The organism is Dellaglioa sp. CoH-57-MRSF-18 (assembly GCF_056781995.1).
The window spans coordinates 51,445-72,488 of sequence record NZ_JBXAXX010000002.1; the positions used below are offsets into that span (position 1 = coordinate 51,445).

A 21,044-nucleotide genomic window follows, 5' to 3' on the forward strand; every position below is an offset into this window, starting at 1 on the left:
CAATGAAACTAGATTTGATGATAATGTTTCCGCTGGAAATCAGCAATATTTTTATATTCAGCGCTTAATGACCTACTTACTCGAACAAATATAGGTAATAGCTCACGATATACTTCAAAGTTTTCTTTTTGTGGTTGGTGGACATGCATGGAACCAATCATATTTTCAACAGCAGATAGATCAGCAATTAAATGTAAACTTTGCATTCCTAAGACAGCTGCGCCAAGACAAGAACTTTCAAAACTTTCAGGAATTGTAACTTCTTGTTCAAAAATATCGGCTAATAATTGTCGCCATAAAGATGATTGGGCAAAACCACCTGTTGCTTGGATTCTAGTGGGTTTCCCAGCAATTTCAGTTAGTGCTAACATGACCATGTCTAAATTGAAAACGATCCCTTCAAGTACAGCTCGAGCCATATGCGCACGTGTATGTTGACGTGTTAAACCAAAGAATGAACCTCTAGCATTAGCATCCCAGAGTGGTGCCCGTTCGCCACCAAGATAGGGGTGGAAGAGGAGTCCATCGGAACCGGCAGGAACCTTTTCTGCAATTTGAGTGATGACTTCATAGGGATCAATTTTCATTTGTTCAGCAGTAATTTTTTCGGGTGTAAATATCTCATCGCGCAACCAGCGGAAGACGATACCGCCATTGTTAACTGGCCCACCAATGACCCATTTATTTTTGGCGAGCGCATAACAGAATAGTCTACCTTTAGGATCTGTAACAGGGTGATCGATAACCATTCTAACGGCACCACTCGTACCAATTGTGACAGCCGCAACACCCGGTTCGATAGCATTAACACCAAGGTTTGATAGAACACCATCACTTGCACCAACAATAAAAGGAACATCACGTTGGATACCAGTTATTTTAGAAAATTCAGTATTTAGTCCGGATAGTTGGTACGTTGTTTCAACTAGTTCTGGTAACTGTTCAGGTGTGACACCAGTTACAGATAATGCTTGCTTATCCCAATCTAAATTAAAAATATTGAATAAGCCTGTAGCTGACGCTAAAGAATGATCAATAACAAGTCGATCAAATAATTGATATAAAATATAATCTTTAATACCAACAAAATAGGCTGCCTGATTAAATAAATCTGGTTTATCATTCTTTAACCAAATTAGTTTTGATAATGGTGACATAGGATGAATAGGTGTTCCAGTTTTGAGATAAATTTCATGACCAACACCTGATTCATTTAAATCATCACTCCACTTGCTAGCTCTGTTATCAGCCCAAGTAATCGATCTAGTTAACGGTTTATGATTTTTATCAAGTAGAATTAAACTGTGCATGGCAGCTGAAAATGAAACGCCTTTTAAATCAGTGGGGCGTAAGTTCGCTTTTTTATTGACCTCAGTGATTGCTTTTGTTACAGCAGCATAAATTTCATCAGGATCTTGTTCAGCCATCCCATTTTCTTCTTGATAAAGTGAGTAACCAATATTAGCGTATTCAATTACGGTACCTTTAAGATCGTATAAAACTGCTTTCGTGCTTGTTGTTCCAATATCAACACCGATTATATGTGGCATAGTGATCTCCCTTGAATAAATAGTAGTATGAATAATAAAGTTTATTAAAATTACAGTTAACGCTTACATTATCGTCTTTGAGTTAATTTAAAGCAACTATCTTTACTTATTTAAAATTTGATAATAAAGGATAGAATGCTGCTAAAATTAAAAAGAAGGAAAGAATAATGATTAGAATAGTTTGACGGCGATTACCATGATGTAAGAATAAGTTTAAACATGAGGTAACAGCAATGTAACCACCAAGTATCATCAAAAAGATAAATGTATCTGTAATAGGATTTAAACTAATAAGCGAAAAAAGTCCCAGTATCAATAGCCAGTTACGACTATTTTTTTCCCAGGCTAACGAGCCAAAAAAAAGTGACTTATATGAAAATTTTCGACGTTTTTTTTTCGTAAATGTAGAAATATAAATAATAGTGGTCATAATAAACCAAATGGAAAGAATGAATGGACCGAGATATTGCATAAGTAAACTCCGTTAAATTTAATTTTTTGAAAATAAAGTTGATAAACGTGTCATAAAAGTCGATAAGAATCTTTCGGTTTCAACGGCAACAGCGACAACCGTTGTTGCTTGATTTGAATTTAGGCGTGTCTCGTCACCGATTGTACGTCCAGAAAAAGGCGCTTCTGTGTCAACTTTCATATTGATAGGTAAAGTAGTGACTAAAGATGCATCTATAGCAACGGCAACAGCTAAGGGGTCATGCAAAGCACAGCCGTCTAAATTTGTTTTTAGGTTTGCATAGGCGTTAATATAGTAATCAACAATATCGGCGAAAGCTCGACTTGATGGACTGTCAATTTCACGCCATAGCTCTGTTTCTTTTTTTGTTAAAAGTGTTTTAAGTGTTACGTCTAGACCTACCATTGTAATAGGCAATTTACTTTGGAATACTTCATTTGCGGCTTCTGGATCTTGATTAATATTTGCTTCAGCAACGGCAGTTACATTTCCAGGGATTGTTAAAGCACCACCCATTAAAACGACTTTACCAATTAATGTTTCAATTTTAGGATCTTTTTTTATGGCTAATGATAAGTTCGTTAATGGACCAGTAGGCACAATAATTAAATCTGATTGAAATTCATGTGCAGAATCGATAATAAAATCGATTCCAGATTCTGAGGCGTATGGTTGGCTTGATTTAGGGATTTTTATGTCACCTAAACCGTTCATACCATGTATTTCTTGGCTTATTTCTAAAGTATCAAAAGATTGAGTCGTGATTGAATGTTTCTCACCGAGATAAACTGGAATATTTGATTCACCTAATAAATTAAGTAAGTTCAAACTGTTTTGAACACCAGCTAGCATTTGCAGGTTACCGTAAGAACCTACAATACCAATTAAATCAATTTCGGTACTAGCGAGAGCATAGGCAATAGCCAATGCATCGTCAATACCAGTGTCTAAATCCAAAATCATTTTCTTTCTTCCCATAAATAAAACCTCCCCAATATTTTAATAACCTTAGTTTACCAAAAAAAGCGATAAATTGTTATCGTTTTCCTCTTTAATTAATGCATGAATGAATGCAATGCTTTATAATAAACTTTGAGAACTAAACAAAATTTGATGTAATTTAAATTTATTTAAAATATGAGGTGATAGTATGGCACAAGAAACATTGTTTGATTATTTAAAGAAGGAATTACCAAAAATTGATTTTGATGGTGATATTGTATTAGATTGGCAGAAAAAGGATCATACATTTACAGTAGATCTCACATTTTATGCTGAGAATAAGTCACAACAAGCAATTCTTGATATTGAAGGTGTTAACTCAGAATTACCCATTATTTCATTTGGGGATGCTATATTACTCTATGATGAAGAACGTTTTGACTCAAAGGAAGTTGAAAAAGAGTATTTAACAACATTACCCTTTCAAGGGAAATCGGGTTGGGAACGCTCAGAGGCAGCAGCATTTATTAACTATTTACAAATTGTACTAGACAATGGTCAAAGTGATTTGTTAGATTTTTTGAATGATGATGATGCTGAATTCTTTGAACTAAGTTGGTCAGCTAGCGATTTTGAAAAAATTCAAAAAGCACAAAGTACAGAAAAAAGTATGCGATTAATTTATCCAAAATTTTAGGAGGATTTCAATTTGAAATGGACAGAAGTAAGTATCTCAACAAGTAGTGAAGCTGTAGAAGCGGTTTCTAATATTTTAATTGAAAGTGGTGCTGAAGGTGTCCAAATTGATGATTCAAAAGATTTTGAAAAATTAATGCAGGATAATTTAGACGGGAACGATTTTACATCAGTTGAGCACCAAAATGATGGAGCAAAGATTTCTGCCTTTTTCCCTGAAACTATTTTTATTCCTGAAATATTGCCAACTATACAGAGTAGGGTTAATCAATTAGCTGATTTTGGACTTAATCCGGGACGTGGTCTGATTGAATTGAATGAAGTGGATGACCAAGGTTGGGGATTGGAATGGCAACAATACTACCATCCGGTTAGAGTTACCCGATTCCTAACAATAGTACCAAGTTGGGAGAAATATCAGGTGGTCCAACCTGATGAAAAAGTGATACGTTTAGACCCTGGTAAAGCATTCGGTACAGGAACACATCCCACAACCCGGCTAGCTTTGGTAGCACTAGAGCAAGTAATACGTGGAAATGAATCTATGATTGATGTTGGAACAGGTTCAGGTGTTTTAAGTATTGCTGCAAAACATCTTGGTGTTGGTCATATTGATGCGTATGATTTGGACGATATTGCAGTAGATGCTGCCGTATTAAATTTCAACTTAAATCCAATTGCAAATCAGATACATGTAGCAGCTAATGATTTACTAAATGGTATTGATAATAAGGTTGATTTAATTGTGGCTAATATTTTGTCCGAAATTATTGTACCGTTAATTCCGCAAGCTAGAAGAAATTTAAATCCAGGTGGCCATTTTGTGACATCTGGGATTATTGCAGATAAAGTCGATTTAATCAAGGAGTCACTGGTAACTGGTGGATTTGAAATACAACAGATTTTAAATATGGGTGACTGGTTCTCAATTATTGCAGTTAAAATGGATTTGGAAGGTTAGGTAGTAAAGATGCAGAGATATTTTTTGAAATCTGATGAGTTAATTTTAACAGATGAGGATTTTCATCATGCAATTAAAGTTATGCGTTTGGCTGTTGGTGATCAAGTTGAACTCGTTAAGCAATCAACAGAGGTTGTTGTTGCAAAGATGAAACAGGTTACTGAAAGTTCAGCTACTTTTGATTATCAAAAGACAGTAGAAACATTAGTTGAGTTGCCAGTAGAAGTAACAATTGCGTCGGCTCTTTCAAAAAAAGATAAGGCAGACTGGATTGTACAAAAAGGTACAGAAATGGGGGCTGCCCATTTTATATTTTTTAATAGTGATTTTTCTATTGCAAAATGGGATCAAAAAAAGCAGGCTAAAAAAATTGAACGTTTAAAAAAAATTGCTAAGGGTGCTGCAGAACAAGCACATCGAACTAAAATTCCAACGATTTCATACGCTAAAAAAATTGATGAGATATTTCAACAATCTTATGATATTCAGATTGTTGCATATGAAGAATCTGCTAAACAAGGTGAGGTTAGCCAACTAAAAAAATCATTTGATTTGATTGAACCTAATCAAAATATGATTGCGGTATTTGGTTCAGAGGGTGGTATTTCAAAATCAGAAATTGATAAGTTAGCTACAGCTGGTTATCAAAAGGTAGGCTTAGGACCTAGAATTTTACGTGCAGAGACTGCTCCGTTATACTTATTAGCGAGCCTTTCATTTGTTAGTGAATTAAGTTAAGTAAGGCATGAGAAAACGAAATGAGGAAATATTTTTGAAAAATTTTCTAAGCATAACAGCTGCATGGTACTTAACGGTAAGTATTGCCATCGGAATTGTGGTCCCGATGGTACTGACCTTAGTTAATGCAAACGATGTTATAAAAATTGGTGTTTCTTTATTTATAGTAAATGTCATTTTTTCTATCATTATTGGTGTTATTATTGGTAGAAATGATCATAGTTTGATTTTTAACTTTTTCTTTCCAGTTATTTTTGCAATAGGTGTGTTGTGCCATTTATTTCAAAGTATCACTATCTTTTTTGCAATTATTTATCTTTGTTTATCATTATTAACATGGGGAATTTCAAAAAAATAATACAAATACTTTATGAATACATGAGTACGCGGACTGCATTATGGAATCGCGTATTTTTATTTTATATAAAAAGAGGTGTGTAGATATGACAAAAGAAGAAATGTGGAGTGCTAGAGACGTTTTGGAAATCGTTGAAAGCTATATGAATGAAGAACATGTTGCATTTGTACAAAAAGCATGTGATTTTGCTACCTATGTTCATAAGAATCAATATCGTAAGTCTGGCGAACCATATATAATGCACCCAATACAAGTTGCTGGTATTCTTGCAGAATTAAAAATGGATCCGGAGACTGTTAGTGCAGGATTTTTACATGATGTTGTTGAAGACACACCAGTTACTTTAGGTGATGTAGGCGAACTTTTTGGTAAAGATGTGCAAGTAATTGTCGATGGTGTAACAAAATTAGGTCAAATTCAATATAAATCTCATCAAGAGCAATTAGCTGAAAATCATCGTAAATTATTGTTAGCGATGTCTAAAGATTTACGTGTTATTATTGTGAAATTAGCAGATAGGTTACATAATATGCGGACGTTAAAACACTTACGTCCAGATAAGCAACGACGAATTGCAAATGAAACGTTAGAAATATATGCACCATTGGCAGACCGTTTAGGTATTAGTACGATTAAGTGGGAATTAGAAGATAGTTCATTACGTTATCTGAACCCCCAACAATACTATCGAATTGTTCATTTGATGAATTCTAAACGTGAAGAACGTGAGGCTTATATTTCTGGAGCTATTGAAGAAATAAAAGTTTCCATTAGTGATTTAAAAGTTTCAAGCGAAATTTATGGGCGACCAAAGCATTTGTATTCTGTCTATAAAAAGATGAAAGACCAACATAAACAATTCTCTCAAATTTATGACCTCCTAGCTGTTAGAGTAATTGTTGGATCAATTAAAGATTGTTATGCGGTACTTGGGGCAATACATTCTAGATGGAAACCAATGCCTGGAAGATTTAAAGACTATATTGCGATTCCAAAGGCTAACTTGTACCAGTCTCTGCATACGACTGTTGTCGGACCAGAGGGACGTCCTTTTGAAGTTCAAATTAGAACAAAAGAGATGCATGAAATAGCTGAATTTGGTGTAGCAGCACATTGGGCTTACAAAGAAGGTGTGAAAGAGAAAGTTCAGCAAGATGACGCGGGTACAAAATTAAATTGGTTTAAAGAAATTATTGAATTACAAGATGAGACTGATGATGCTTCTGCTTTTATGGAAAGTGTTAAAGGCGATATCTTTGGTGACCGCGTTTATGTATTCACACCTAAAGGTGATGTTTTTGAATTACCCAAAGGTGCAGGACCACTTGATATGGCCTACAGTATTCATACTGAAATTGGACATCATACAACGGGTGCAAAAGTTAACGGAAAGATTGTGCCATTAGATTATCAAGTCAAAAATGGAGACATTGTTGATATCTTAACTAGTAAAAGTTCAATAGGACCAAGCCGTGATTGGGTTAATTTGGTGCATACAAATAAAGCTAGAAATAAAATTAAACACTTCTTCAAACTACAAGATCGTGTTGCTAATGCAGCTAAAGGTGAAGATTTATTGACGATGCAATTAATTGATTTAGGATTTGATCCTAAAAAAGTCATTACAAAAGAAAATATGAAACAGCTTTTGGATAAAAGACAATTGTCTGAATCAGATGACTTGTATGCTGCAATTGGATTTGGAGAGGTAGCAACGTTAGGTGTCGCCAATGCTTTAACGGAAGATATTCGCTCTAAAGAAGAAGAAGTTCGACAAGTTAATGAGCAGAAGGCAATCCTTGAAGAACATAAAGAAATGAAAAAACCAGACGTATCTGAAAAAAATCGTAAAAGTAGCCATGATGGTGGTGTTGTAATTGATGGCGTCGATAACTTACTTGTTCGATTAAGTCATTGCTGTAATCCTATTCCAGGAGATGACATTATTGGTTATATTACAAAGGGGCGTGGTGTTTCAGTTCATAGAACTGAATGTCCTAATGTTATTAAAGCTGAAGAGTCCGGGGAAAGAATTATTAGTGTTAAATGGGATAAAACCATGGATGATAAATCTAATTATCAATCTGATTTGGAAATCCAAGGGTACAATCGTTCTGGACTTTTGAATGATATTTTACAATCATTGAATAATACAACTAAGCAATTAAGCTCAGTTAATGGCCGTGTTGATAATAATAAAATTGCGACAATGGATGTTTCAGTTGGCGTAAAAGATATTGTTCAATTAGAAAGAATTATGGAAACTTTGAAAAGTGTTGAAGACGTTTATGCTGTTAAAAGGAAAATTCATTAATTTTCTAATGGAGGTACTAAAGAAGTGAAAATTGTTGTTCAACGTGTTAAAAAGGCTAGTGTTTCGGTAAATGGTCAGGTATTAAATCAGATTAATGTAGGATATCTTTTATTGGTGGGATTTAAGACGGGTGATACATCTACTGAGATAGATTATATGGTAAAAAAAATCTCTAATTCCAGATTATTTGAAGATGATATGGGAAAAATGAATTTAAGTATTCAAGAAATAAATGGAGAAATTCTATCTGTTTCACAATTTACTTTGTACGCGTCAACAAAAAAAGGGAATAGACCAAGCTTTACAGATTCTGAAGAACCTAATTTAGCTGAGGAACATTATGATGAATTTAATCAAAAATTGGCTGAAATAGTAACTATTGTTAAACCAGGTCAATTTGGAGCAGATATGGATGTTGAACTTATAAATGATGGACCAGTAACAATTATTTTTGATACAGAGAAAAAATAAAGGATGTATTAGAATCAACTCTAATACATCTTTTTGGTGTAAAGAATATTTGGAGGGTATAAAATGATAAATAATTATTTTTGGGACTTTGATGGGACGCTTTTTGATACTTATCCTGAGATGGTTAAGGCATTTCAAGAAGCGTTACGTTTACAAAATGTAATTGCGACTAGAACAGAAATTTATAAAATTATGCGAGAAAAATCTGTTAGACAAGCAATTCAAATTTATCAAGAAACAAATTTGAATTTAGATGTTGAACAATTGAGGGTAAGCTATGATGATTTAGAAAGACAGAGTCAAAAAAATGCAAAATTATTTCCTGGTGCAAAAGAAGTTTGTAAATGGGTGGTTGATAATGGTGGACAAAACTTTTTATTAACCCATAGGGATCAAAGCGCAATTGATATGCTTAGGGAAACAAATATTATTCATTTGTTTTCAGATTTTGTTACTTCAGATCAAAAATTTCCAAGGAAACCTAATCCAGCGTCACTTAATTATCTTGCAGAAAAAAATGCAGTTGATTACCAGAAAGCAGCAATGATTGGTGATCGGGAGTTGGATATTGCTGCAGGGCATAATGCAGGTATGAAGGGATATTTATTTGATTTTGATCAAATGATTTCAACAGTTGAAAAACCAGATAAGCGTGTATTGAAATTAATTGATTTAATACAAAAATAAGACAATGATAGTTAAGCATTGTCTTATTTATTTTGGATATAATTTGTTAAACCTTCAACGACTGATTTTGCTGTTTTTTCTTGAAAGCTGCTACTTTGGATTAACTTAAAGTCATATTTTGTATTAATGTACCCTAATTCTAGTAAGACGGATGGTTGTGTATTATCTCTTAGAACAAGAAAATCGCCAAATTCCGTTCCACGATTATCAAGACCGGTATCGTTTAATTCGGCATTTATTGAATTTGCAAGTGCTAAATCAGCTGTCTTATTATAGTAGTAACTTGTTAAACCAGTTGCTTCATCATCATTAGGCGATGAATCAAAATGGAAACTAATAAATGCATCTGCATTATTTGATTCTGCAAGTTTAGCGCGTGGGGCTAAATCTACATACGAATCAGAGTCTCGTGTTAAAATCACATTGGCGCCACGTTTCTTAAGAAGATAAGCTACTTTTTTTACAATTTGAAGCGTGTAGATTTTTTCTTGTTTATCTTTGATTGAAAGTGCACCTGAATCGTTACCGCCATGTCCGGGATCTAAAACAATCGTTGCTTCAGATAATTTAGTCACTTTGGCATTTTTTTTAGAAAGAATCCAGTTTGCTACCCAACCTTTTTTAGTATTTGGCAAACTTACGTATGACCAATTATTTTTTTCTCGAATAATTGTAATACGCTCACCTTTCTTAAGAGTGTCTAACACTTTATTTGACGTACTTGGTCCGGTACGTACATTAATATTGTCAGATGTAACAACGGTTTCTTTTAAATAAGTTGTCGTTTTTACAATACCTAAACATAGGGTACAAAAAATGATGATTAATAAAATGACTCTTGGCCAGTTTATGCTGAATCCATGTTTTCTATTTGTTGACATTTATGTACTCCTTTAACTATAGATATTGAATCTAAATATTAGTATACCAAATATTTGTTCAATAGTAAGAATCAAATTTAATAATATTGTAAGTTAAGCTGTACTTGACTTTAGAGAGTTACTCGAGTAACTTTATAATTAATAAAATATTAAAACCGATGAAAAAGAAATTAGGTTAGTTAAATTGTATAGAGAGTGAATAATTTGCTGAAATATTCACCATTTTTGCTAACCGAAAGACACTTTTGAGGTGCGTGTGGTTAAATCACATGTCGTTTAAGTTGCGTTAAGCTATTAGTAAAAAATTAAGGTGGTACCGTGCAAAAGCACCCTTGTCGTATTTAGATGAGGGTGCTTTTTTGTATATAATGCCACAAATAGGAGGATTTATAATGAAATTTCAACGTCCCAAAGGAACAGCAGATATAATCCCAGCAGATTCAAAAAAATGGCAATATATTGAAGAAACCGCTAGAAATATATTCTCAAGTTACCAATATGATGAAATTAGAACACCACTTTTTGAACATTTTGAGGTTTTTTCAAGAACTTCAGGTGATACTTCTGATATTGTAACTAAAGAAATGTATGATTTTAAAGATAAAGGTGACCGCCATATAACACTTCGTCCTGAAGGAACAGCTGGAGTTGTTAGAGCGTATGTTGAAAATAAACTTTATGGCCCAGAAATTCAAAAGCCATTTAAAACGTATTATATTGGACCAATGTTTCGTTATGAAAGACCTCAATCTGGACGCTTACGTCAATTTCATCAAATTGGAGTTGAAGCCTTTGGGGTTGATAATCCAACACTTGATGTTGAAGTTATGGCAATGGCAATTGATTTCTTATCAAAATTTGGATTAACAAATTTAAAATTAGCTATTAATACTTTGGGAGATAATGATAGTCGTGATAATTATCGTGACGCATTAGTTGCATATTTACGTCCCTTCGCTGATCAATTAAGTGATGATTCAAAAGCACGTTTAGAAAAAAATCCACTACGCGTTTTGGATAGTAAAGATAAAGGTGATCAAGAAATTGTTAAAAATGCACCATCAATTCTAGATTACCTTAGTGAAGAGTCACAGGCTCATTTTAACCAAGTAAAAGTGTTACTTGATGCATTGGAAATTCCATATGAAGTTGATTCAACAATGGTTCGTGGACTTGATTATTATAACCATACCATTTTCGAAATTATGTCTGATTCAAAAGCATTTGGTGGGAAATTTACGACCATTTGTGCTGGTGGACGATATAATGGCCTTGTTGAGCAATTAGGTGGTCCTGAAACACCAGGGATTGGTTTTGGCTTGGGGATTGAAAGATTATTATTAGTTCTTGAAGCTGAAGATGCAAAATTACCCGTTGAACAAAGTTTAGATGTTTATGTTGTTGGTATTGGTGAAGAAACGAATACTGAAACACTAAAACTCGTGCAATCAATGCGTAAGGCAGGTTATTCAATTGAAAGAGATTATTTAAATCGTAAACCAAAAGGTCAATTTAAATCTGCTAATCGTATGAATGCTCATTTTGTTATGACTTTAGGTGAGAGCGAACTAGAAACACAAACTTTGAATTTTAAAAATATGAAAACAAGTCAAGAAATTATATTAAAATTAGAAGATGTATATACTGATTTTTCGAAAGTATATGAAAAGGCATTAAAATTAGAAATGGAGGCTGATGGAGAATGAAAAGAACAACATACAATGGTTTAGTTGATGAAACTTTTATTGGTCAAACAGTTACATTAAAGGGATGGGTACAAAAAAGACGCGATTTAGGAAATTTAATTTTTATTGATTTACGTGATCGTGAGGGCATTGTTCAACTGGTTTTTAGTCAAGAATTTGATTCCGAAGCTTTAAAGATTGCTGAAGAGTTACGTAATGAATTTGTTGTTGAGGTTGCAGGAAAAGTGACACAACGGGATGCTAAAGCAATCAACCCAAGAATGAAAACGGGTAAGATTGAAGTTGAAGTTCATAATGCAGTTATTTTGAATAAAGCAAAAACACCGCCATTTGAAATACAAGATGATATTAATGTTGTAGATGATACAAGATTAAAATATCGTTATTTAGACTTACGTCGTCCTGAAATGCAAAAATCATTAATGATTCGTAGCCGTATTACACAATCTGTTCACAGCTACTTAGATAATCAAAATTTTATTGATATTGAAACACCATATTTAACAAAATCAACACCTGAAGGGGCTCGTGACTATCTTGTACCTTCCCGTGTCTATCCTGGGCATTTTTATGCATTACCACAATCACCTCAATTATTTAAGCAATTATTGATGAATGCCGGATTTGATCGTTACTACCAAATTGCTCGTTGTTTTAGAGACGAAGATTTGCGTGGTGACCGTCAACCTGAATTTACGCAAATAGATTTAGAAACATCATTTATGTCTGCTGAAGAAATTCAAGATTTAACAGAAGGTTTATTAAAACGTGTAATGAAAGATACTTTAAATATTGACCTCGAATTACCATTACAACGTATGACTTGGAATGAATCAATGGCAAGATATGGTTCTGAAAAACCGGATATTAGATTTGATATGGAATTAAAAGATATGTCTGCTGCAGTTAAAGATATTGATTTTAAAGTATTTACTAATACTTTAAACAATGGTGGACTTGTTAATGCTATTGCGATTCCTGGTGGTGCCGATAAGTATTCACGCAAAGCGATTGATGCTAAAACGGCTTATATTGAACGTTTTGGTGCTAAAGGGTTAGCTTGGGTAAAAGTAACTGAAGAAGGATTTAGTGGCCCAATTGCTAAATTTTTAAATGACCATGTTGATGCAATTAAAGAAGCTGCTGGTGCAAATGTCGGAGATTTAATTTTGTTTGTTGCTGACAAAGCAAGTGTTGTTCGTGCATCATTAGGTTACTTACGTAATGATATTGCCAAAGAGATGGATATGATTGATGAAAATAGATTCGCCTTCCTTTGGGTTGTTGATTGGCCATTATTTGAATACAGTGAAGACTTTGACAAATTTATTGCTGCGCATCATCCTTTTACTATGCCAAATGAAGAAGATATTCATTTACTTGATGAAAATCCACATGAAGCACATGCACAAAGTTATGATATTATTTTGAATGGTTATGAATTGGGTGGTGGGTCAATCCGTATTCATAAACGCGATATTCAAGAAAAAATGTTTAAGGCTTTAGGATTTACTAAAGAAAGTGCGGAAGAACAATTTGGATTTTTCCTAGATGCACTTGATTATGGATTCCCACCACATGGTGGATTGGCTATTGGGTTAGACAGATTTGCTATGTTATTGGCAAAGAAAGATAACATTCGCGAAGTTATCGCGTTCCCTAAAAATTCAAAAGCATCAGAGCCATTGACGAATGCGCCTAGTCTAGTTGCAAGTAAGCAATTAGATGAATTATCGTTAAAAGTTGAAGAAAATAAATTAAAATAGACGTTTAAAAGACTAATGATTAAACTCATTAGTCTTTTTTAGGCATAAAAATATCAATATTATGTTAAGTGATTTATTATTATCATATATTAAGAGGGGGAATGATGATAATGAGTGAAAAAGCAATATTCGCTGGTGGTTGTTTTTGGTGCATGGTTGAACCGTTTGAAGAACAAGCAGGAATTTTAAATGTCGTATCTGGATATACAGGAGGACACACTAAAAATCCAACATATGAAGATGTTGTATCTGAAACAACGGGGCATACTGAGGCAGTTGAGATAACATTTGACCCTAAAAAAATTAATTACGCTCAGCTTGTTGAGATATATTGGCAACAAACAGATCCAACTGATGCGATGGGGCAATTTCAAGATAGGGGTAGTTCATATCGCCCAGTGATTTATACACTAAATGATGAGCAAAGAAAAATTGCGGAAACTTCAAGACAACTATTGATTGATAGTCATAGATTCAAAGAACCAATTGTTACAACTATAGAAGATGCAGGTCCATTTTATGCTGCTGAGGATTATCATCAAGAGTTTTATAAAAAGAATCCAAGAAGATTTGCTATGGAAGAAAACGGTGGACGGAATCAATTTAAACAATCTGTCTGGAAATCTAAATAAGTTAAAAGAGTCTTTTCGAATGAATTTTGAAAAGACTCTTTTTGTATAGATTAAGATTTACTTGATAAGTAAATGTCTAACTGTATCTGACCGTAATGAATGGTATAATATTCGTAACTTGTTAAAATGAAATGTGAGGTTTTTTGATCATGGACGATCTGCAACAAATTTTTAAGAAACATTCATACGCGGCCAAAGCTTCAACAGCATTTATATATGCGATATTAGTTTCGGTTGCGATGAACTTTTTTTGGACACCAGGAAAAATATATGCCTCTGGTATTACGGGGTTAGCGCAATTAGTAGCAACCCTCCTTAGTCGATATGCACCATTTCAAATATCGACTGCGTTACTCTTATTTCTTTTAAATGTACCAATGTTCATTTTGGCTTGGAATAAAATTGGTCACCGTTTTACTGTGTTTACTTTTCTAGCAGTTGTATTTTCAAGTATTATGATCAAAGCAATTACGCCAGTAACGTTAACAACGGATCCTATTATTTGCGCGATATTTGGTGGAGCTGTTAATGGATTTGGTACTGGATTAGCGCTTAGAAATGGAATTTCAACTGGTGGATTAGATATTATTGGCTTAACAATTAAAAAGAAAACAGGTAAAAGTATTGGAACTATTAATATTATTTTTAATGCTTTTATTGTTCTAGCAGCCGGTTTTATTTATGGTTGGCCATATGCTTTTTATTCTGCATTGGGATTATTTGTTAATGCTAGAGTCATGGATATGGTTTATACAAGACAACAAAAAATGCAAGTTATGATTGTGACGAGTCGTCCTAAGAGTGTGATTGATTCAATACAAAATCATATGCGTCGTGGAATCACAATTGTTAACGATGTTGAGGGTGCTTATCATCATGATGATAAGACACTTTTAATTACCGTTATTTCGAGATATGAACAAAATGAATTACATGATGCAATGGAAGAGTCAGACCCGGTCGCATTTGTTAGTATCTCAGAAAACGTTCAGATATGGGGACGTTTTTATGAGCAAGCATTATAAATAAAACTAAAGGATTAATAAGTTATGCAAATTAAAAAGATAATCTACTTATTTCTCATCAGACTATTTTCGTTACTGAATTTCTCTAAAAAAAGTACTAATATCAGCTATTTAATGAGTTTCGGTGGTAATAGTGACTTCATTCGGAAATTAAATCAAAGATGTTTAGATAATAATCAACATTTAATCATTTTTTATCGACCTTCTATGAAGTTAGAAATTAAGAATATCGAAGACTTAAATATTGAAACCAAAATATTTACTGAAAATATTTCTTTCGTATTAAATTTAATCCCTCTGATTTCTAAGAGTAACTTAATTTTTGTCGATAATTATTTTGCTTTTTTAGCCACAATGCATACAAAAAAAACAACCAAAATTGTTCAACTTTGGCATGCAAATGGGGCAATTAAATCGTTTGGTTGGGATGAGCCTAAGACAGCTGATCGATCAGCTGAAGATAAAAAACGATTTCAATCTGTCTATAATCAATTTGATGATTTTATTGTAGCGTCAGCTAAAATGGGGTCAGTATTTAAGAAAAGTTATCATGTTTCTGATAATCACATTTTAGAACTTGGATACCCTGCTACAGATAAATTTAAAGATAGCAATTGGATAAAATTAACAAAAAAAAATATTTTTAGTAGCCACCCAGACTTAATTAAGAAAAAAATCATTTTATACGCACCAACATATAGAGAAGATATAAATGGGGAAGTTATATTAGAAATACCAGATGATTTTTCTAATATTCAAGAATTATTAAATGATGAAACTAAGTTAATTATTAAATTACATCCGCATTTAAAGGACAAAGAGCTTGCCTTTAAAAAATTATTATCTAAGAATAATGATATTTTATGGGTGGATGAATACACAACTGGAGAATTGTTGGTCATCACAAATTGTTTAATTACAGATTATTCATCGGTTATTTTTGATTTCAGTTTATTGCCAAACGCTGAACGAGTTTTATTCTATTGTTTTGATTTAAAGAATTATGAAAGTAGTATTGGGATTCAATCGGATTTTAATAACTGGGTACCAGGACCGATTGTGCAAACAATGAGTGAACTAGTTGCTACTTATAAAGAATTCAAAAATAGTGATAGACAATTAGCAACATTTAATTTATTATGGAATACATCTAATGATGGGCATGCGACAGAGCGTGTTCTAGATTATTATTTTACTTAAATAAGGAGCGTCAATACATTGAAAAAAGTTATTTCAATTATAAAAGAACAATTTGAAAATTTACCAATTATATTTCGAGTTTCAAAATATGAAGATCGAGCAAGTTACCAAAGTCATTATTTAGGAATTGCATGGGAGTTTTTAAACCCAATGATTCAAATTGGTATTTACTATCTTGTTTTCGGTGTTGCCTTGCACGCTGGACAACAGATAGATGGGGTTAATTATTTTGCTTGGATGATGGTGGGTATCGCCCCATGGTTGTTTATGAATTCTAGTGTACTTGGTATGTCTCGTAGTGTTTATGAAAAAGTTGGATTAGTTGCTAAAATGAAATTTCCAGTTAGCGTACTACCAACAATTCGTATGGTCAGTCAAATGACTGCGTATTGGGTTATGTTCGGTTTTAGTATTATTGTTTTATTATTATCAGGTGTAACGCCCACTTTGTATTGGTTACAGTACATTTATTATTTTATCTGTATGATTGCATTTTTATTTGCTTTCGGTATTTTTAATTCAACCATCTCAATTTTAGCTCGTGATTACTATATAGCACTCCAATCGATTATGAGGGTTTTATTTTACATGTCAGGTATTTTATTCAATTTAAATTCTGGTAGTTTTCCTAAAGTTTTTGTTAGAATTCTACAAATAAATCCGTTTAACTATTTAGTCGCAGGGTTTAGAGAAACTTTCTTGAGCGAAGGTTGGTTTTTTAATAATCCAACACAACTATTACTATTTTGGTCAATCACATTAATGTTCCTCTTAATAGGATCACATTTACACTATAAATTTAGAGCTCATTTTGTTGATTTAATTTAAATATAAAAGATTTAGAAAACTTCCTGTCAGGTGAGTATTCTAAATCTTTTTTTATAATCAATGTTATAATACAATCAAGTTAAAATGCGAAAAGGGGTAAGGATAATGTTGATAGGATCACATGTTAGTATGAAGGGAAAAGATATGTTACTTGGTTCCGCCGAAGAGGCTTCGAATAATGGAGCAAGTACATTTATGATTTATACGGGAGCACCTCAAAATACAAGGCGAAAAGATATTTCAGAGATGAATATTCCAAAAGGTAAAGCCTTTATGGTGGAACATGGATTAAGTGATATAGTTGTTCATGCCCCTTATATTATCAATTTAGGAAATACAGTTAAACCAGAGAATTTTACATTTGCAATCAATTTTTTGAAAGCTGAAATAGATAGGGCCGAAGCATTAGGTGCTACTCAAATGACTCTCCATCCTGGTGCTCATGTAGGTGCGGGAGATGAAGCTGCAATTAAACATATCATTGAAGGATTAAACGAAGTTTTGACTTCAGACCAAAAAATTCAAATTGCTATTGAAACAATGGCGGGCAAGGGTACAGAGGTTGGACGAACATTTGAACAGATTGCACAAATGATTGATGGTGTGAAGTTGAATGATAAATTATCTGTTACGTTTGATACATGTCATACTAGTGATGCTGGATATAATATTAAAGATGACTTTGAATCTGTTATAGAAAAGTTTGATGATATTATTGGAATTGATCGATTGAAAGTCTTTCATATTAACGATTCAAAAAATGTTCAAGGAAGTCATAAAGATAGACATGCTAATATTGGCTTTGGTGAAATTGGGTTTGATGCATTAAATAGTATTGTACATGACGAAAGATTTAGTAAGGTACCTAAAATATTAGAAACACCATATGTAGGTGTAGATAAAAAAAATCAACAATCACCATATCAAAAAGAAATTTTGATGTTTAAAGAAAATACCTTTAATCCTAATCTATTAACGGAACTTGGGTTAAATTAAAGCTGTTTATTGATTTAGATCAATTGATTTATGCTTAATTTGTTAAAAAAAAGTATATTTTTTGTATTATCTCAAATATTTTATAAAAGATTTATTGACGGCGATAAAGACTTTAGTTATAATGAACAAGGACAGTTCGACGATGCAACTTAATGCATAAAAAGACGGTTACATTCAAGCTCGGAGGGAGGGATATCTATGTCAAAGACAGTCGTACGTAAAAACGAATCTCTCGATGATGCTCTTCGTCGCTTTAAACGTTCCGTTTCTAAAACAGGTACATTACAAGAATACCGTAAACGCGAATTCTATGAAAAGCCAAGTGTGAAACGTAAGAAGAAATCCGAAGCAGCAAGAAAGCGTAAAACAACTAAGAAACGCTTCTAGTCTAGGGAGGAATCACGTTGAGTCTATTAGAAACACTTAATAACGATTTAAAACAAGCGATGAAAGCAAAAGACAAACAAACTTTAAGTACTGTAAGAATGCTTAAAGCAGCTGTTACAAACGAAGAAATTAAAGCAGGTCATGATTTATCAGTTGATGATGAAACTGTTTTATTGGCTCGCGAGTTAAAACAACGCAAAGAATCTTATGCAGAATTCAAAGATGCCGGTCGAGATGATCTTTTAGAAAATCTTGATATGGAAATAAAAATTGTCGAAAAATATTTACCTGAACAATTATCAGCTGAAGAAGTTACTGATGTCGTGAAAGAAGTTATTTCACAAGTTGGTGCAACATCAAAAGCTGATTTTGGAAAAGTCATGGGTGCGGTTATTCCTAAACTTAAGGGACGCGCTGATGGTAAGGTTATAAGTGAGACAGTTAAATCATTATTAAATTAGCGAAAAAGGAATTACAATTCAACTTGAATTGTAGTTCCTTTTTTTTTATGCTATTATTTGAGTTGAGTAACTTTGGGACATATAAAACGAATTTAAAGAGGGTTATTATGGATTTAGAAATTTTTGACCACACTAAGGCAGAACCAGAAAAAAATATAACATTAATTAAAGAAATTCTTAATTTTGCGGGTAAGAAAATAAAATTACCTGATGAAACAGAAATGTCAGTTACTTTAATGAATAATGAAGAAATTCACAAAATTAATCGTGAATATCGAAATGTAGATAGACCAACTGACGTCATCAGCTTCGCAATCGAAGAAGATGGAGATGATATGCCAATTATTTTTCCTGATGATGAAGGTATGGATATGCCTGAAATTGCTAAAAATATCGGTGATATCATGATTTCAACTGAAAAAGTTGCTGAACAAGCAGTTGATTATGGTCATTCTTATGAACGTGAATTGGGATTTTTGACAGTCCATGGGTTCTTACACCTAAATGGTTACGATCATATGGAACCTGAAGATGAAAAAGAAATGTTTGGATTACAAACAGAGATATTAGATGCTTATGGCCTTAAACGATAAGCGCCAAGTTAAAAAAAATCGAACATTTTTGTTGTCACTAGGACATTCTCTAGATGGCCTTGTTACGGTTTTTAAAGAAGAAAGAAATATGAAAAAACATGTAGCCATGATGATACTAGTATCTATTTGTGCGGCAATTTTTCAAATTTCTGAAACAGAGTGGCTATGGCTAGCTCTTAGCATTAGTATGGTTATTATTAATGAAGTTTGGAACACAGTTATAGAGAATCTGGTTGATCTGACAACTGGTCATAAATATAATGAGATTGCAAAAAAAGTTAAAGATATGTCAGCTGCTGCTGTCTTACTTTCGGCACTATTTGCGATGATTGTTGGATGTCTTATTTTTATCCCACAACTGTTAGAATTAGTTTTTGATTAGTCAATTATAATAAAAGGTACATAAATAAGAGGAGAATTAATTAATGCAAAATAAAAAGTTTCATTCAGGATTTGTGGCAATTTTAGGACGACCAAATGTTGGAAAATCAACATTTTTAAACAATGTTATGGGTCAAAAAATTGCTATTATGAGTGATAAGGCACAAACGACCAGAAATAAAATTCAAGGTATTTATACAACAGATGATGCACAAATTGTCTTTATTGATACACCTGGTGTTCATAAACCAAAGAGTCGTTTAGGTGATTTTATGGTCAAATCAGCACTTTCAACACTTGGTGAAGTTGATGCTATTTTATTTATGGTTAATGCAACAGAAAAACGTGGACCAGGAGATAATTTTATTATTGATCGATTAAAAGATACTAAGAAACCAATTTATTTGGTTATTAATAAAATTGACCAAATTCACCCTGATGAAATATTAGCTATTGTGGAAACGTATCGAGAATCTTTGGACTATAAAGAAGTTTTCCCAATTTCAGCACTTAAAGGAAATAACGTCGATGAGCTTGTTGATTCATTAATTAGTGAATTACCTGAAGGACCCCAGTTTTACCCAGAAGATCAAATTACAGATCATCCAGAACGTTTTGTTATGGGTGAACTAATTCGTGAAAAAGTTTTACAATTAACACGAGAAGAAGTTCCTCACTCAGTTGCCGTTTTGGTTGAAGATATAAAAAAAGAGGACGAAGAAAAATTGCACATTTCTGCAACAATTATCGTTGAACGTCCAACGCAAAAAGGTATTATTATTGGTAAAGGTGGTAAAATGTTAAAAGATATCGGTGTTAAAGCTAGAAAAGATATCGAAACGATGCTTGGTGATCGCGTTTATTTGGAACTTTGGGTTAAAGTTCAAAAAAATTGGCGAGATAAACAGACTGATTTAAAAGCATTTGGTTACCGTGAAGATGACTATTAAGAAGTAACTAATGATCGGAACAAGATAATTTTTGTTCCGATTTTTATTT

23 protein-coding genes and 1 other annotated feature are annotated in these 21,044 nt (G+C 33.1%); of the genes, 19 read left to right on the top strand and 4 right to left on the bottom strand.

Annotation, left to right across the window (positions count from 1 at the left end; all coding sequences use genetic code 11):
* Positions 1-8: 8 nt before the first annotated feature.
* The 3 genes from gntK to AC1RPG_RS02065 form a co-directional block, all read right to left on the bottom strand.
* Positions 9-1,550 carry a gluconokinase gene (gntK, locus tag AC1RPG_RS02055; protein WP_481761371.1) on the bottom strand — a complete coding sequence of 514 codons (1,542 nt, stop codon included), beginning with the start codon at positions 1,548-1,550 and terminating at the stop codon, positions 9-11.
* Between the two features lie 106 nt (positions 1,551-1,656).
* Entirely contained in the window at positions 1,657-2,022 is a 366-nt protein-coding gene (locus AC1RPG_RS02060; protein WP_481762403.1) for a hypothetical protein, read from the bottom strand.
* Positions 2,023-2,040: 18 nt separating this feature from the next.
* Positions 2,041-3,000 (bottom strand): nucleoside hydrolase, encoded by a 960-nt coding sequence (locus tag AC1RPG_RS02065; protein ID WP_481761369.1) that lies wholly within the window; start codon positions 2,998-3,000, stop codon positions 2,041-2,043.
* A gap of 172 nt (positions 3,001-3,172) precedes the next feature.
* On the opposite strand from AC1RPG_RS02065, the gene AC1RPG_RS02070 reads away from it, so the two are divergent.
* The 7 genes from AC1RPG_RS02070 (at position 3,173) to AC1RPG_RS02100 (ending at position 9,189) form a co-directional block, all read left to right on the top strand.
* Complete coding sequence (locus AC1RPG_RS02070; protein ID WP_481761368.1) at positions 3,173-3,661, top strand: DUF3013 family protein; 489 nt, start codon at positions 3,173-3,175, stop codon at positions 3,659-3,661.
* Positions 3,662-3,673: 12 nt separating this feature from the next.
* Positions 3,674-4,621, top strand: a complete 948-nt coding sequence (gene prmA / locus AC1RPG_RS02075; RefSeq protein WP_481761367.1) for a 50S ribosomal protein L11 methyltransferase — start codon at positions 3,674-3,676, stop codon at positions 4,619-4,621.
* 9 nt (positions 4,622-4,630) lie between these two features.
* Complete coding sequence (locus AC1RPG_RS02080; RefSeq protein ID WP_481761366.1) at positions 4,631-5,359, top strand: 16S rRNA (uracil(1498)-N(3))-methyltransferase; 729 nt, start codon at positions 4,631-4,633, stop codon at positions 5,357-5,359.
* Between the two features lie 34 nt (positions 5,360-5,393).
* A complete protein-coding gene (locus tag AC1RPG_RS02085; protein WP_481762180.1) occupies positions 5,394-5,717 on the top strand; it encodes a hypothetical protein in 324 nt (107 codons plus the stop codon).
* 85 nt (positions 5,718-5,802) lie between these two features.
* On the top strand, positions 5,803-8,031 hold the full coding sequence (locus AC1RPG_RS02090; RefSeq protein ID WP_409022473.1) for a RelA/SpoT family protein: 2,229 nt from the start codon (positions 5,803-5,805) through the stop codon (positions 8,029-8,031).
* 24 nt (positions 8,032-8,055) lie between these two features.
* Positions 8,056-8,502, top strand: a complete 447-nt coding sequence (gene dtd, locus AC1RPG_RS02095) for a D-aminoacyl-tRNA deacylase (RefSeq protein WP_481761364.1) — start codon at positions 8,056-8,058, stop codon at positions 8,500-8,502.
* Positions 8,503-8,565: 63 nt separating this feature from the next.
* Complete coding sequence (locus AC1RPG_RS02100; RefSeq protein ID WP_481761363.1) at positions 8,566-9,189, top strand: HAD-IA family hydrolase; 624 nt, start codon at positions 8,566-8,568, stop codon at positions 9,187-9,189.
* 23 nt (positions 9,190-9,212) lie between these two features.
* On the opposite strand, the gene AC1RPG_RS02105 is transcribed toward AC1RPG_RS02100, so the two are convergent.
* The gene (locus AC1RPG_RS02105) at positions 9,213-10,070 is read right to left on the bottom strand and encodes an N-acetylmuramoyl-L-alanine amidase family protein (RefSeq protein ID WP_481761362.1); all 858 of its coding nucleotides are present in this window, start codon (positions 10,068-10,070) and stop codon (positions 9,213-9,215) included.
* Between the two features lie 149 nt (positions 10,071-10,219).
* Positions 10,220-10,407 (top strand) — a binding site (T-box leader).
* A gap of 55 nt (positions 10,408-10,462) precedes the next feature.
* On the opposite strand from AC1RPG_RS02105, the gene hisS reads away from it, so the two are divergent.
* The 12 genes from hisS (at position 10,463) to era (ending at position 20,995) form a co-directional block, all read left to right on the top strand.
* On the top strand, positions 10,463-11,776 hold the full coding sequence (gene hisS / locus AC1RPG_RS02110; RefSeq protein ID WP_481761361.1) for a histidine--tRNA ligase: 1,314 nt from the start codon (positions 10,463-10,465) through the stop codon (positions 11,774-11,776).
* Positions 11,773-13,542 carry an aspartate--tRNA ligase gene (aspS, locus tag AC1RPG_RS02115; protein ID WP_481761360.1) on the top strand — a complete coding sequence of 590 codons (1,770 nt, stop codon included), beginning with the start codon at positions 11,773-11,775 and terminating at the stop codon, positions 13,540-13,542. The genes hisS and aspS overlap by 4 nt, the downstream gene beginning before the upstream one ends.
* A gap of 110 nt (positions 13,543-13,652) precedes the next feature.
* Positions 13,653-14,174, top strand: coding sequence for a peptide-methionine (S)-S-oxide reductase MsrA (gene msrA / locus AC1RPG_RS02120; protein WP_409022479.1), 522 nt, complete (start codon positions 13,653-13,655; stop codon positions 14,172-14,174).
* A gap of 149 nt (positions 14,175-14,323) precedes the next feature.
* A complete protein-coding gene (locus AC1RPG_RS02125) occupies positions 14,324-15,199 on the top strand; it encodes a YitT family protein (RefSeq protein ID WP_409022480.1) in 876 nt (291 codons plus the stop codon).
* Positions 15,200-15,223: 24 nt separating this feature from the next.
* Complete coding sequence (locus AC1RPG_RS02130) at positions 15,224-16,399, top strand: CDP-glycerol glycerophosphotransferase family protein (RefSeq protein ID WP_481762404.1); 1,176 nt, start codon at positions 15,224-15,226, stop codon at positions 16,397-16,399.
* A gap of 18 nt (positions 16,400-16,417) precedes the next feature.
* Positions 16,418-17,227, top strand: a complete 810-nt coding sequence (locus tag AC1RPG_RS02135) for an ABC transporter permease (protein WP_409022482.1) — start codon at positions 16,418-16,420, stop codon at positions 17,225-17,227.
* Between the two features lie 105 nt (positions 17,228-17,332).
* Entirely contained in the window at positions 17,333-18,223 is an 891-nt protein-coding gene (locus AC1RPG_RS02140; RefSeq protein WP_409022483.1) for a deoxyribonuclease IV, read from the top strand.
* Between the two features lie 198 nt (positions 18,224-18,421).
* The gene (gene rpsU / locus AC1RPG_RS02145) at positions 18,422-18,610 is read left to right on the top strand and encodes a 30S ribosomal protein S21 (protein ID WP_057973588.1); all 189 of its coding nucleotides are present in this window, start codon (positions 18,422-18,424) and stop codon (positions 18,608-18,610) included.
* A 17-nt stretch (positions 18,611-18,627) separates the two neighbouring features.
* Entirely contained in the window at positions 18,628-19,071 is a 444-nt protein-coding gene (locus AC1RPG_RS02150) for a GatB/YqeY domain-containing protein (protein ID WP_409022484.1), read from the top strand.
* Between the two features lie 107 nt (positions 19,072-19,178).
* Entirely contained in the window at positions 19,179-19,664 is a 486-nt protein-coding gene (gene ybeY, locus AC1RPG_RS02155; protein ID WP_409022485.1) for an rRNA maturation RNase YbeY, read from the top strand.
* The gene (locus AC1RPG_RS02160; protein ID WP_409022486.1) at positions 19,642-20,046 is read left to right on the top strand and encodes a diacylglycerol kinase family protein; all 405 of its coding nucleotides are present in this window, start codon (positions 19,642-19,644) and stop codon (positions 20,044-20,046) included. The genes ybeY and AC1RPG_RS02160 overlap by 23 nt, the downstream gene beginning before the upstream one ends.
* Positions 20,047-20,089: 43 nt before the next feature.
* Entirely contained in the window at positions 20,090-20,995 is a 906-nt protein-coding gene (gene era, locus AC1RPG_RS02165) for a GTPase Era (RefSeq protein WP_409022487.1), read from the top strand.
* Positions 20,996-21,044: the final 49 nt, after the last annotated feature.

Bases quoted from the DNA above. Each gene is read 5' to 3' on its own strand.
- gntK (WP_481761371.1), bottom strand. From the start codon at position 1,550: ATGCCACATATAATCGGTGTTGATATTGGAACAACAAGCACGAAAGCA.
- AC1RPG_RS02090 (WP_409022473.1), top strand. From the start codon at position 5,803: ATGACAAAAGAAGAAATGTGGAGTGCTAGAGACGTTTTGGAAATCGTT.
- aspS (WP_481761360.1), top strand. From the start codon at position 11,773: ATGAAAAGAACAACATACAATGGTTTAGTTGATGAAACTTTTATTGGT.
- AC1RPG_RS02140 (WP_409022483.1), top strand. From the start codon at position 17,333: ATGTTGATAGGATCACATGTTAGTATGAAGGGAAAAGATATGTTACTT.
- hisS (WP_481761361.1), top strand. From the start codon at position 10,463: ATGAAATTTCAACGTCCCAAAGGAACAGCAGATATAATCCCAGCAGAT.
- rpsU (WP_057973588.1), top strand. From the start codon at position 18,422: ATGTCAAAGACAGTCGTACGTAAAAACGAATCTCTCGATGATGCTCTT.
- AC1RPG_RS02065 (WP_481761369.1), bottom strand. From the start codon at position 3,000: ATGGGAAGAAAGAAAATGATTTTGGATTTAGACACTGGTATTGACGAT.
- ybeY (WP_409022485.1), top strand. From the start codon at position 19,179: ATGGATTTAGAAATTTTTGACCACACTAAGGCAGAACCAGAAAAAAAT.
- AC1RPG_RS02130 (WP_481762404.1), top strand. From the start codon at position 15,224: ATGCAAATTAAAAAGATAATCTACTTATTTCTCATCAGACTATTTTCG.
- AC1RPG_RS02060 (WP_481762403.1), bottom strand. From the start codon at position 2,022: ATGCAATATCTCGGTCCATTCATTCTTTCCATTTGGTTTATTATGACC.
- era (WP_409022487.1), top strand. From the start codon at position 20,090: ATGCAAAATAAAAAGTTTCATTCAGGATTTGTGGCAATTTTAGGACGA.
- AC1RPG_RS02070 (WP_481761368.1), top strand. From the start codon at position 3,173: ATGGCACAAGAAACATTGTTTGATTATTTAAAGAAGGAATTACCAAAA.
- AC1RPG_RS02100 (WP_481761363.1), top strand. From the start codon at position 8,566: ATGATAAATAATTATTTTTGGGACTTTGATGGGACGCTTTTTGATACT.
- AC1RPG_RS02160 (WP_409022486.1), top strand. From the start codon at position 19,642: ATGCTTATGGCCTTAAACGATAAGCGCCAAGTTAAAAAAAATCGAACA.
- AC1RPG_RS02105 (WP_481761362.1), bottom strand. From the start codon at position 10,070: ATGTCAACAAATAGAAAACATGGATTCAGCATAAACTGGCCAAGAGTC.
- msrA (WP_409022479.1), top strand. From the start codon at position 13,653: ATGAGTGAAAAAGCAATATTCGCTGGTGGTTGTTTTTGGTGCATGGTT.
- AC1RPG_RS02080 (WP_481761366.1), top strand. From the start codon at position 4,631: ATGCAGAGATATTTTTTGAAATCTGATGAGTTAATTTTAACAGATGAG.
- AC1RPG_RS02125 (WP_409022480.1), top strand. From the start codon at position 14,324: ATGGACGATCTGCAACAAATTTTTAAGAAACATTCATACGCGGCCAAA.